General features: G+C 60.5%; 8 protein-coding genes. 7 read left to right on the forward strand and 1 reads right to left on the reverse strand.

All coding sequences use genetic code 11. From position 1 onward, the window contains the following. Positions 1-120: 120 nt before the first annotated feature. Complete coding sequence (locus HQL63_05115) at positions 121-1,833, reverse strand: response regulator (GenBank protein MBF0176214.1); 1,713 nt, start codon at positions 1,831-1,833, stop codon at positions 121-123. Between the two features lie 233 nt (positions 1,834-2,066). On the opposite strand from HQL63_05115, the gene HQL63_05120 reads away from it, so the two are divergent. The 7 genes from HQL63_05120 (at position 2,067) to HQL63_05150 (ending at position 12,586) form a co-directional block, all read left to right on the forward strand. Continuing rightward, entirely contained in the window at positions 2,067-2,534 is a 468-nt protein-coding gene (locus tag HQL63_05120; GenBank protein ID MBF0176215.1) for a chemotaxis protein CheW, read from the forward strand. Beyond that, complete coding sequence (locus tag HQL63_05125; protein ID MBF0176216.1) at positions 2,531-4,081, forward strand: methyltransferase domain-containing protein; 1,551 nt, start codon at positions 2,531-2,533, stop codon at positions 4,079-4,081. The genes HQL63_05120 and HQL63_05125 overlap by 4 nt, the downstream gene beginning before the upstream one ends. Continuing rightward, positions 4,078-4,692, forward strand: a complete 615-nt coding sequence (locus HQL63_05130; protein ID MBF0176217.1) for a purine-binding chemotaxis protein CheW — start codon at positions 4,078-4,080, stop codon at positions 4,690-4,692. Before HQL63_05125 ends, HQL63_05130 begins: the two co-directional genes overlap by 4 nt. A gap of 95 nt (positions 4,693-4,787) precedes the next feature. After that, positions 4,788-6,416 carry a methyl-accepting chemotaxis protein gene (locus HQL63_05135; protein MBF0176218.1) on the forward strand — a complete coding sequence of 543 codons (1,629 nt, stop codon included), beginning with the start codon at positions 4,788-4,790 and terminating at the stop codon, positions 6,414-6,416. Between the two features lie 50 nt (positions 6,417-6,466). After that, positions 6,467-8,812: a response regulator gene (locus HQL63_05140; protein MBF0176219.1), complete on the forward strand. Its 2,346-nt coding sequence runs from the start codon at positions 6,467-6,469 to the stop codon at positions 8,810-8,812. After that, a complete protein-coding gene (locus HQL63_05145) occupies positions 8,809-9,873 on the forward strand; it encodes a response regulator (protein MBF0176220.1) in 1,065 nt (354 codons plus the stop codon). The genes HQL63_05140 and HQL63_05145 overlap by 4 nt, the downstream gene beginning before the upstream one ends. A gap of 34 nt (positions 9,874-9,907) precedes the next feature. Further along, positions 9,908-12,586 carry a response regulator gene (locus HQL63_05150; GenBank protein ID MBF0176221.1) on the forward strand — a complete coding sequence of 893 codons (2,679 nt, stop codon included), beginning with the start codon at positions 9,908-9,910 and terminating at the stop codon, positions 12,584-12,586. Positions 12,587-12,655 lie beyond the last annotated feature (69 nt).

Raw genomic sequence — 12,655 nt, forward strand, 5'->3', positions numbered from 1 at the left:
GGGGGCTGGCTCCCTGGCAGGTCCAGGACAGAGTCCTGGTGGGGTTCGGGGCGAAACCCAGACAAAGGCTTTCATATCCAGAGGCTTTTTTTGCAAGGGTGCTCAAGGGTGCTGGCATAGTTACCAGGAATCTTCCTCTGTTCCTCCCAGATGATCCTCTATGGCTGCCAGCAGTAATGCCTTTCTGATGGGTTTGGTCAGGTGGCAGTTGCACCCTGCCTCTTTCGACAGGAGACAGTCCTCTTTCATGGCGTTGGCGGAGAGGGCCAGGATGGGGACGGGGGCGATGTTGTGGGATCGCTCCCATTGGCGAATGGTGCGCGTGGCGGTCAGGCCATTCATCTCTGGCATCTGGATGTCCATCAGAATCAGGTCATAGCGGTCGGCCTGGACCGCGTTGACTGCCTGCTGGCCGTTTTCCACTACATCCAGTTTGTAAGGGCTGCTCTTGAGGAATTTTTTAAACAAAAACACGTTATCTTCGGAATCTTCGGCAAGCAGAATCTTTTTTCCTTCGCCATTGTAGGGGGCGGAAGCGGCAGGTTCGGTTTGCTGATCCCGGAGAAGAGGATCCCCTTTGGGTAGAGGCGTGGTTGCGGTGGTTCCCAGGGAGAGGGGGAGGATCAGGGAGAATGTCGAACCCCGGTCTGCTGCGCTGGTGAACGTGATCTCCCCCCCCATGGCGTGAGCCAATTTTCGGGAGATGGAAAGGCCCAGACCGGTACCGCCGAACTCACGGTTGATATGATGGCCGCCTTGTTTGAATTCGGTGAAGAGATCCTGGTGATGGGACGCGGGGATGCCGATGCCGGTATCGTGGACGGAAAAGTGGAACGCCCTCTCCCGGTCTGATTTTCCGGGCCGGGCATGGATGACCAGAGAGACGCTTCCCCGGCGCGTGAATTTGACGGCGTTGCCCAGAAGGTTGATGAGGATCTGCCGGATTCGAGAGCGGTCGCCGATCACCTGGGAGGGTGTCCCGGGGGCGAGGTAGAAGATCAGCCGCAACCCCTTGTGGTGGGCTTCGGTCTGCACGATGTCGAACGCCCTGTGGGCCTCGCGGACAAGGTCGAAAGGATTGTTGAACAGTTCCATCCGACCGGATTCGATTTTGGAGAGATCCAGGATATTGTTGATCAGCGCCAGGAGATTTTCGCCGGCGTTGGAGGAGATCTCCACATAACGGGCCTGATCTTCGTCGAGATTGGTTTCCCGCAGCAGTTCGCCCATGCCCAGAATGGCATTCAACGGGGTGCGGATCTCGTGGCTCATGATGGCCAAAAACTGGCTTTTGAGCCGGTTGGCATGTTCGGCGTGATCCCGGGCCTCCTGCATGCGCTCCAGTTTGATCTGCTGTAGTTGTGTGGCGATCGCCTGTTGGTGAATGGCCATCTCTGCTTGTTGTTGTCGCCGCTGGGCCAGGATATGACGGGTCCAGGCCCTGACCCGAAGAAGAAACAGGGGGTGGGGGTCATCCTTGTAGAGCAGATCCACCGCCCCGGACTCCAGGGTTTCTTCCATGATGTCGGTGCGGTTGGAGAGGATGGTCACCAGGATACTGGAGGTGGCCGCGTGGGAGAGGATGCGGCGGGCCAGTTCGTCGCCATTGCCGTCAGGCATGTGATAATCGACGATGGCCAGTTGCGGCCTTTCGGCCAGGGCCAAGCGGAATCCCTCCTCCAGGGAACCGGCAGCCACCACTTGATGACCGGCATCCGCAAGCAGGTGGGTATAAAGCAGGCGAACGGTCATGGAATCGTCCACCAGCAGGATTTTGACGCGGGCCTCCTCGGGAGAGGCGTCGCCAGCGTTGGGGAGAGGATGGCTTGTCACATCGTTCCTGGACTGTTTAGGTTGACTCTCTTCGATAGCGCAACACACAACCACGCCATGTTACCGCAACCCACGCCATCGGGCCATCACTGATTTCACCCATGCCGCATGGCCAGGGAAGTGGATGAATCCCTCTTCCGAAGGTGCTATAGTCGGGTGGACATGGTGGTTTCGTCAGGGTGGTTTTTGTCCGGTCCCGGATGGTGGATCACGGTTGCGGGGTATGAGAAACCTTGGAAAAGATTCTGATCTTTTCGCTTGATGGCCGGCAGTACGGCATCGGCGTGCGGGAGGTGGAACGGGTCATCCGGGCCGTTGCCATCCGACCGGTTCCCGAGGGGCCGAGGGAGATGCTGGGGTTGATCGACATGGCCGGACGTTTGTTGCCGGTGTTGGAAGTTCGCTCCAGGCTGGGTCATCCGGTCCGGAATTTGGGGTTGGATGATCGCATCATACTGCTTGCCGGTCACCACCTGGTGGGTGTCGTGGTGGATGGCATCGTGGGGGTGGACTCCATGGAGGCGTTGGAGCTGCGGCAGCCAGAGGATCTCTATCCGGGGTTGGATCGCTCCCTGGCCGGAGTGGGGCGCCACCTGGGGGAGATGGTTCTGGTGCTTGATGTTTCCCGACTGTTTGGCCAGCAGCTCCTGGCGGCGTGGCATGAACTTGCCTTGCACCATGATCGCGGGAGAGTGGATTGAGTGCCCTCCTGCCTTTTTCGCCGCAGCAGTTGCAGCAGGCGAGTGGCTTTATTGCCGAACATCTGGGGATCTGGTTTCCGGCGCAGGGTTGGCCGCAGTTGCATGGAAATCTTTGTGACCTGGCCCGGGAGGCGGGCTTTCAGGAAGCCGAAACGTTGATGGCCTGGTTGATCACCCGACCCCCTCCTGCGGAAACGGTGGATCTTTTGGCCCGGCACATGACTGTGGGAGAGTCTTACTTTTTCCGGGACGAAGCGGCCTTTGCCCTTTTTGAACAGGTGATCCTTCCGGAACGCCGACGGGCCTGCTCCGTCAACAATCGGCCATTGATGCTCTGGAGCGCCGGGTGCAGCGGGGGCGAGGAGCCCTACTCCCTGGCCATGGTGGTGGACCAGGTATGGGGGGCGCGCGCCCGGGCGGTGACGATTCTGGCCTCGGACATCAACAAACAGGCCTTGGAGAGGGCTCGGCGGGGTGTCTTTTCCAGATGGTCCCTGCGGCAGGTTTCGGGGGCGCGTTTCAATGGCTATTTCAGCCGCAACGAGGATGGGTCTTTCCAATTGGCGGCGCGTATTTGCCAAGGGGTTCGATTTTTGCCGGTCAATCTGGCCGGTCCGTTTTCCTCTGCGGCCCCCTTCCATCCCGGCTCCCTGGATCTGATCTTTTGCCGCAATGTGCTGATGTATTTCGGGCAGGATCTGCGCCAACGGATCCTGGAGCAGTTCAGCCAGTTGTTGCAGCCTGGGGGATGGTTGGTGGTGGGACCGAGCGAGTCGGCCTTCATGCAGCACCCGGAGTTGGTTTTGGAGCAGGTACAGGGGGTTTTCGTGTTGCGCAAGCGAGGGGCCGCTGGCAGCCGAATTTCGGTGGCGCCTCCCGGTCTTGTTCCGGAATCGTACCAGCCCTTGTTTCCTTTCCTGGCGCCATCGCCCGTTGCGCCTTTGCCAACCGCTGTTGGCGAGGTCGCCGTGGAGCGGATTCTGGAAGCTGACGGCGCGGTTACCGGGGAGCGGATCCTGGAAGCTGTTGGCGAGGCCACCGGGGAGCGGATCCTGGAAGAGGTGCGCCTGGCGTACCAGTCGGGCCATTATCAGCAGGCCAGGGAGATGCTGTTGTCCCTGTTGGAACGGCATGAGGAGGGACGGCACTCCAGATGTCCTGTGGAGGCGCTGGCTTTGGCAGCCAGGGTATGTGCCAACCTGGGGCAGTTGGACGAGGCGAAGTTGTGGGCCGACCGGGCCGCCGCAACAGACCGGCTCGAAGCCGGCCACTATTTTTTTGCGGCCACGGTGCGTCAGGCCGGCGGCAACCTGGCTGAGGCGCGGGAGTGGTTGCGCAAGACGCTTTACGTGGATCCAAATTTCATCCTCGCCCATCTTACTCTGGGTAATTTGACCCCCGAGAAGTCCGACCGGATCAGGCATTTGAACCAGGCGTTGCGAATTTTGGATCTGTTGGATCCGGAAGCGCCGGTGCCCCATTCGGATGGCATCCCGGCCCGGCAGATGTCTGACATGATCCGGACCACCCTGGAGAAGATGTCATGAGTGATGACCCCACCCGGCTGCACAGGGTGTTGGAGAGACGCGCCCGAGAGCTGGCCCGCGCCTCTCATGGGGAGGAGGAGAGGGCGGCTGGTGAAACCATCGAGGTGGTGATGTTTCAACTGGGTGGGGAGAGGTATGCCCTGGAGTTGATCCACATCCAGGAGGTATTCACCTGCCGGGAGGTGACCCCTTTGCCTGGCACGCTCCCTTTCATCGCCGGAATCATCAACGTGCGGGGACGCATCGTTTCGGTGGTGGATCTCAGGCCACTGTTCGACTTGCCCCGTGCAACGGAGCAGTCGGGGCTGCGGGTGATCATTCTGGCCTCGTCAGCCATGGAGTTTGGCATTTTGACGGAGGCCGTGGAGGGGGTGCAGAGGGTACCCATGGCCAGCCTGCTGGCCTCCCTGCCCACCCTGACCGGGGTTCGGGCGGCGTTTCTCAAGGGGATTACCCGAGAGCGTTTGATCATTCTGGATGGCGCCGGATTGTTGACTGCACCATTGCTTGTCGGTAACTATTCACCACCCAACCACGAATCGGGGTCCAGGGGGCTGGCTCCCTGGCAGGTCCAGGACAGAGTCCTGGTGGGGTTCGGGGCGAAGCCCTGACAAAGGCTTTCATATCCAGGCTTTTTTTGAAAGGGTGCTGAATAGTTACGCTTGTCGATCCATTGGAAGCGAAAGTCATGTGAAGGGGAGAGCGGATGCAACTGACCCATATGAAAATCGGCAGCCGGTTGGGCGTGGCTTTTGGCTTGTTGGTGGTGTTCATGGTCCTCCAGGGATGGTGGGGAATCACCCAGTTGGAGCGCGTGGCCGACCTGGTTGATCGCATGTATCTGCACCCGCTGACGGTGAGCAACGCCGTGCGTGATATCCAGGTGAACATCATGGCCATGCACCGCTCCATGAAGGATGCGGCCCTGGCCAAAAACGAAGCCCAGGTGGATCAGGCTCTGGCGGAGATGGCAGGGCATGAAAAGATGGTCCTGGACCGGTTCCAGTTGGTCTACCAGCGTTTTTTGGGGGGAAAAAAAAGCGTGGATCAGGCTTATGAGGCCTTCCTGGGGTGGCGGGTCATTCGAGAACGGATGGTGGTGCTGATACGTGCCGGCAACCAAAGTGAGGCGGCCTCTGTCACCAGGGAAGAGGGGGCCGCCTATGTGCGGGTCATGGAAGAAAAAATTCAGGTGTTGGTGGACTTTGCCAGCAACAAGGCTGGAGAGTTCCTCAAAATGGCCCAAAAAACCAGTCAAGAGTCTTTTGTAAGGGCCGGTGGTTTGTCAGCGGTGTCCATTCTCCTGGCCCTGGCCATTGGGGTGTTCATCACTCGGAGTATTACCAACCCCCTGGTCAGGTTGACCCTCTTTGCCAACCAGTTGGCCCGCTACGATCTCTCCCCTGTACAGGAGCGGGATGTTGGCAATGACGAGGTGGGAGAACTGTTTCAGGCTTTCCTGGCCATGCTGGAGACCTTTCGTACCCAGACGCAGGAGATCAGGGAGACCACCAGTCGTCTGGCCATCGCCATCAATCAGATCTCCTCCACGGCGGCGGAGTTGGCGACCAGTTCCGCCGAAACCTCCTCCACCATCACGCAGGTCACCGCCACTGTGGAGGAGGTGCGCCACACCGCCTTTTTGGCCGAGGAGAAGTCTGGTCGGATGTACCAGGAGGCCCAGAAGGTCTCCCGAGTGGCCCAGGAGGGGCGGCGGGCCTCTGCGGATGCAACGGAAGGGATTCGCACCATCAACGAAGAGATGAGATTCATTGCCGAGTCGATCGTGCGGTTGAGCGAGCAGACCCAGAATATTGGCGAGATCATCGGCGCCGTCAATGACCTGGCCGACCAATCCAACCTGTTGTCGGTGAACGCTTCCATCGAGGCGGCCAAGGCTGGGGATGTGGGCAAGGGGTTTGCGGTGGTGGCCCAAGAGGTGAAAAGCCTGGCGGAACAGTCCCGGGAGGCAACCGGTCAGATCAAAGGGATCCTCAACGACATCCAAAAGGCCACCAGTGCATCGGTGATGGCGATCGAGCGGGGCGGCAAGGCGGTGGAGAAGGGGGTGACCCTTGCTGCCCGGGCCGGGGAGATCATCATCAGCATGGCGGCCACGGCAGCGGAGTCGTCCGAGGCGGCAGCCCAGATCAGCGCTTCCAGCAAACAGCAGTTGACCGGTATGGAGCAGCTGGTCTCCGCCATCAACGCCATTCAGCAGGCCACCTCTCAGAACGCCGAGGGGGCCAGGCAATTGGAAGGGGCGACCCGGGATCTCAACGCGATGAGCAGCGCTCTGGGTGCCATGATCGCCAAATTCAAGGGAACCCATTGATTCCCACAGGGCGTGGCCAGTGACTTGTCACCAATCGGATGAGTGATTCCATGGATCAGGCCAGATTGCTGGAAAGGTTGCACCAGGCGTTTCAGATGGAGTCGGCAGAACGGCTGGCAGTGATCCAGAGTCGTCTGGTCACGCTGGAAAAGATGGACGACCCTGCCGCTCGCCATGCCCTGGTGGAGGAGGTGTTCCGGGAGGCCCACAGCCTCAAAGGGGCGGCTCGTGCGGTGCAGTTGCGGGGGATCGAGACGCTTTGTCAGGCCATGGAAGGGGTGCTGGGAACGGTGAAGGATGGACGGCGCCATCTGACGCCTGCCCTGTTCGACGCGCTCCATGATGCCACCCGGTACCTGGGGAGAATGTTTCCCGGCGCCCAGGCGGATCTGGTCCCTGCTGCCCACCAGCTTGCCGATCTGGTGGAACGGCTTACCCTGGAGGATGCCCCGGGAGGATTTTCACGGGATGTCGCGAAGGGGGCTGCATCTCCGCTCCCCGAGGAAGCCGGCGCATCCACTACCGCAGGGTGTGAAAACACGACTGCCGCCCCACTTGCAACGGAACCCCCAGCCCCGATGGTCGCCGACTCTGCATCACCATGTCCGGCCTGCTCGCCGGCGCCGGGGTTCTTGTTGGAGCAGGGCACTCCTTCCGGTCAGATGGAGTCTCCTGTGCAGTTGTCTGTGCCCAGCCTGCCCACCGTCCGGGTGCCCACCCAAAAACTGGATGACCTGTTGCTCAGGGCCGAGGAGATGATTGCCATGAAAATGGTCTGGGACGAGCAGATCCGTGCCCTCGCCGGTCTGGCCCGTTCCTTTGACCCATGGCGCAAACGTGGATCCGGATCGCGGGGCGGAACGGAGAATGATGACTTTCTGCTGTTGAATCATGATTTTGTGTGCGGTATGGAACGGCGCATCAAAGAGTTGGCCCGGGGTGCTCGCGGCAGCCAGCGTCAGTTTGACCGGTTGGTGGATGATCTTTTGGACAGGGTGAAGAGCGTCATCATGGTTCCTGCCGCCACCATTCTGGAGACTTTTCATGGCATGGTCCGCGAGATTGCCCGCGAGCAGCGCAAGGAGGTGAGTTTGATCACCCTGGGCAACGAGGTGGAGGTGGATCGGCGCATCCTGGAAGAGATGAAGACTCCCCTGATTCATTTGCTGCGCAATGCCGTGGACCATGGCCTGGAGAGCGTCAAGGAGAGACTGGAAGTTGGCAAGCGAGCCACGGGGGAGATTTTTTTGCAGGTCAGTCAGGTCGAGGGCAACCAGGTGGAGGTGCGTCTGCGGGATGATGGCCGGGGGATCAATCTGCCAGCTCTGCGGGAACGTTTGGCGGCTTTGGGGACGTTCTCCGCAGAAGAGGTGGCCCGGTGGCCCGATCAACAGGTGCGGGAGTGGATATTCCACTCAGGCATCAGCACTGCGGCCAAAGTGACCGAATTGTCTGGCCGGGGGTTGGGCATGGCCATCGTCCAGGAGACGGTGGGAAGACTGGGTGGAAGGTTGACCCTGAAGGAGCCGGCAACCGGTGGTACGGAGATCGTTATCCATCTTCCCATCTCCCTGTCCACCTTCCGGGGTGTTCAGGTGCGGGTGGGGGAGCGGTTGTTCATTCTGCCCAGCGACCGGGTGGAGGGGGTTTTGAAGGTTCCGCTGGCGCAGGTGCAAACCCTGGAAAATTGTCCGACCATAAGCCATGGCGGCGCTCCTCTCTCCCTGGTGGATTTGGCAACCGTGCTGGGGTTGACCGCCAAACCACCCGGAGCGGCCCTGACCGTGGTGGTTTTGGCCTGGCGCTCCGTGCGCATCGCCTTTCGGGTGGACCGGGTGGTGGAGGAGCGGGAGATTCTGGTCAAGGGGTTGGGGAAACACCTGAAGCGGGTCAAATATGTCAGTGGGGCCACCATCCTGGGTTCGGGTCGGGTGGTGCCGATTCTCAACGTGGCCGACCTGATGGCCGGTGCTGTTGGAGAGGGGAGTGCGGCATGGGGCGTTGGCTCCAGAGAGATGGAACTCTCGACACGACGCCGCGCCATCCTGGTGGTGGAGGACTCTCTGACCTCCCGCATGATGATGAAAAACATTCTTGAGGTGGCGGGTTATGAGGTGCATACCGCCATGGATGGGGAAGATGGGTTGAAAAAATTGCGGGAGCAAGCGGTGGATCTGGTGGTGGCGGATGTGGAGATGCCCTTGATGAACGGTTTTGAAATGACCGAACGCATCCGGGCCGATGCCGCCTTGGCCCATCTGCCCCTCATTCTGGTCACCAGTCTCTCCTCCCGGCAGGATCGGGAACGCGGCATCCACGCCGGGGCCAACGCCTACATGGTGAAGGCGGAGTTCGACCAGGGGAACCTGCTGGAGATCATCGAGGGGTTGCTATGATCGATGTGATGATCGTGGATGATTCCCGTACCAGCCAGGAGCTGATGACGGGGTTGTTGGATGCCCAGCCAGGCATGCGGGTCAGCCAGGTGGCCCGGGATGGTCAACAGGCCCTCGCCTGCATGGCCAACTCTCCCCTGCCGCATGTGGTGGTGATGGACATCAACATGCCCCACCTGGATGGCTACGAAACCACGCGCCGCATTCTGGAACAACATCCGGTTCCCATCATCATTTGCAGCAGCATCTGGCAGCCCGACCAGACCGTGGCCTGCTTCCGGGCCATGGAGGTGGGGGCGGTCACGGCGGTGGCCAAGCCGCCGGGTCCGGGACATCCGGAATTCGACCGCCTGGCGGCGGATTTTGTCCGCACGGTACGCATCATGTCGGAGGTGCGGGTGGTGCGGCGTTGGACCCAAAAATTGCGGGCTGCGCCGGCTCCGGTCTCTCGTCCCCGGGGAGGCGTCCAGCCGGGTTTGACGGAGGTGGTGGTGATGGGGGCCTCCACGGGCGGTCCCCAGACCATTCAAGTCTTGTTGAACAAGTTGGTGCATCCGTTTCCGTTGCCCATCGTCATTGTCCAGCACATTTGCAACGGGTTTTTGGAGGGGCTGGTCACCTGGCTGGAGCAGACTGTTCCCATGCCAGTGCGGGTGGCAACCCAGGGGGCTCCCCTGGTGGCGGGGCAGGTCTATTTTGCCCCGGACGGCATGCATGCGGGGTTGCGCCAGGGGCGGGTGGTGCTGGATGCCAATACACAGCCCGAGGCGGGTTTGCGTCCTTCGGTCTCCTATTTGTTCCGTTCGACGGTCGTGGCCTATGGTCCCCGGGCGGTGGGGGTGCTGCTGACCGGTATGGGTCGGGATGGCGCCGAGGCGTTGCGGCAAATGCGCGATGCGGGGGCGTTGACCCTGGTTCAGGATCGGGAGAGTTCCGTGGTCCATGGCATGCCTGACGCCGCCATCCGGCTGGGCGCAGCCTGTCATGTGCTCTCCCCGGAGGATATGGCAACGATGCTCAACGGATTGCAACCATTCAGCGCACAACGGATTGTCCCTTGAGCGGTAGAACCTGGCAGACGAGGGGGAGAGTGGGATGCATCACATTCTGGTGGTAGAAGACAGTCTGACCCAGGCCATCGAACTGGAATTGGTGCTGGAGCATGCCGGTTTCTCGGTGCAGCGGGTCCGGAGCGGCGAGGATGCCCTGCAATGGCTGGCGGACAACCAGCCGAGCCTGATCATCAGTGATATCACCATGCCGGGAATGGACGGTTTTACCTTGTGCCGCCAGATCAAGGAGGATCCGCAACGGGTGACCATCCCTGTGCTGCTGCTGACCAATCTGGCCGAACCCAGCCATCTGATCAAGGGTCTGGAGGCCCGCGCCGACGGCTATGTGACCAAACCGTTCGATACGGGGCTGTTGATTCGGCAGCTCCGGAGCCTCATCGACCGCACCCCGGTGACCGGGAGTGGGGCTGCGACCACCCCTCCCATCGAGATCGAATTTTCCGGAACCCGCTGCCAGGTGACGGCTGATCGCCGGCAAATATTGGACCTGCTGCTTTCCACCTACGAGAATGCCCTGGCCCAGAATGCTCAACTGCATCGCAAGGAACTGGAGTTGAACAGGCTCAATGAACAACTGTCCAGTCACGTGGAGCAACTGGCCATCTCCGAGGAGCGGTTTCGGGGGTTGGTCCAAACCATTCCGGACATTGTCTATCGTCTGGATGCCGAAGGGCGCTTCACGTTTTTGAACAATGCCATCCGTCATCTGGGTTACGACCCCGCCGAGTTGTTGGGCCAGCATTTCAGCGACATCATCGATTCCGCCCAGGTCGATCAGGTAAGCCATGCTGCCCTGGGCAAGGAGGAGTGCAAGGCCCACCAGGAGGGGCAGTCGCCCAAATTGTTCGACGAACATCGCACCGGTATGCGTATGACCCGAGGGTTGGAGGTGAGTTTGAAGTGCAAGTCGAGCCATGCCCTCTGGCACGGCGCCATCGCCCCCCTGGGGGAGGAACGGGTGGTGGTGGAGGTCAACAGCTCCGGTCTGTTCGGCATGCACGCCCGGGTTCGGGAGTATATTGGTACGGTGGGGGTGGTACGGGACATTTCCGAACGCAAACGGGATCAGGAGCGCATCCAGGAGGCCAAGGAGCGGGCCGAGGAGATGGCGCGTCAAGCGGCGCTGGCCAGCAAGGCCAAGAGTGCATTTCTGGCGACCATGAGCCACGAGATTCGTACCCCCATGAATGCCATCATCGGCATGGCTGATGTGGTGGATGAAGCTGCCTCCGCAGAGGAGCGCAAGGAGGCCATGCAGGTGATTCGAGATTCAGGCCAGGCCTTGTTGACCCTGATCAACGACATTCTGGATCTGGCCAAGATTGAATCCGGTACGGTCAACCTGAGTCGGGAGCCTTTCCAACCCCGGGATCTGGTGGCCCATGTCATGGGAATGATGCGTTATCCGGTGGAGAGGCAAAAAGGGTTGGCCCTGACCAGTCAGGTGGCGGAAGATGTGCCGTTGGTGGTGGTTGGAGATTATCGGCGCATTCGCCAGGTGTTGATCAATCTGGTGGGTAATGCGGCCAAATTTACCGAAACTGGTCATATTGCCATGACACTGGCGTTGCATACCTCCAGCCAGGATAAATCATGGTTGTCCTTTGCGGTGAAAGACACTGGTATCGGCATTGCCGAGGAGAAGCGCCAGATCATTTTTGAATCCTTTGTGCAAGCTGACGACAGCACCGAACGCCGCTATGGGGGGAGCGGCTTGGGGCTGACGATTTCCAAACGGCTGGTCACCGCCATGGGCGGGGAGATCGGGGTGGAGAGTGCGCTGGGCCAGGGTTCGACCTTCTTTTTCACCGTACCGGTGACCGATGTCGCCGGAGAGTCCGGGTGCTTGGCGGCTTCTCCGGGAGTCACGCCGGTGGCGTTCGCCGGCGGGCAGGAGCCGGTCACCACGCAGCGCACGCATGCGGAAGTTGTGCCTTCGGTCCCGGCTGAAACCCGCATTCTGTTGGCTGAGGATGACCCGGTCAACCAGTTGGTGCTGACAAAAATGTTCAAGCGGATCGGGGTGCAACCGGACCTGGTCCAGAATGGCCAGGAGGTGCTGGATCGACTTGCCGATGTCGCTTATGACCTGATTTTCATGGATGGCAACATGCCGGAGATGGATGGTTTTTCCGCTTGCCAGGCGATCCGTGCCCGGGAAGCGGAGCGGGGAGGACATGTGACCATCATTGCATTGACAGCCTTTGCCCTGGAGGATGACCGAAAACGCTGCTTTGAGGTTGGAATGGACGACTACCTCTCGAAACCGGTCCGTTCCAGGGATCTCCAGGGCATGATACAACGCTGGTTGCCGGAAAGGAGACGCCAGAAGGTCGAACAAAGTGCCCGGGATGGGGATGACGGGGTGGTGGATACGGATGTGCTCAGAGAGTTCAAGCATGACCTGGGGCCGGATTTCGACACCATTCTTGGACTCTCCCTCATGGCCCTGCCCGAGATGGTGGCGTCGATTCAACGGGGGGTGGAGAGGGGATGTCCCGAGGAGATCCGACGTTCTGCCCAGAGGTTGCAAACTTCCAGCAGTCGGATCGGGGCTTATCGGGTCAGAGTGCTGGCCGAGGAGGTGGAAAAGAGAGCCAAGGAGGATTTATCCAACCTGCCTGGACAACTTTTGCAGCAGTTGGAGGCCGAGGTGGGCAGGGTGCGGGAGAGGGTCAAGGCGTACCCCGGTTTTCTTTGATGTTGGGAGGCTCCAATCGGGGTCCAGGGGGCTGGCTCCCTGGCAGGTCCAGGACGGAGTCCTGGTGGG

The organism is Magnetococcales bacterium, assembly GCA_015231175.1.
Classification (GTDB): domain Bacteria; phylum Pseudomonadota; class Magnetococcia; order Magnetococcales; family DC0425bin3; genus HA3dbin3.

What these genes read in the sequence shown, in the direction of transcription:
- HQL63_05130 (MBF0176217.1), top strand. Translation starts at nt 4,078, where the DNA reads ATGAGTGATGACCCCACCCGGCTGCACAGGGTGTTGGAGAGACGCGCC.
- HQL63_05135 (MBF0176218.1), top strand. Translation starts at nt 4,788, where the DNA reads ATGCAACTGACCCATATGAAAATCGGCAGCCGGTTGGGCGTGGCTTTT.
- HQL63_05140 (MBF0176219.1), top strand. Translation starts at nt 6,467, where the DNA reads ATGGATCAGGCCAGATTGCTGGAAAGGTTGCACCAGGCGTTTCAGATG.
- HQL63_05145 (MBF0176220.1), top strand. Translation starts at nt 8,809, where the DNA reads ATGATCGATGTGATGATCGTGGATGATTCCCGTACCAGCCAGGAGCTG.
- HQL63_05150 (MBF0176221.1), top strand. Translation starts at nt 9,908, where the DNA reads ATGCATCACATTCTGGTGGTAGAAGACAGTCTGACCCAGGCCATCGAA.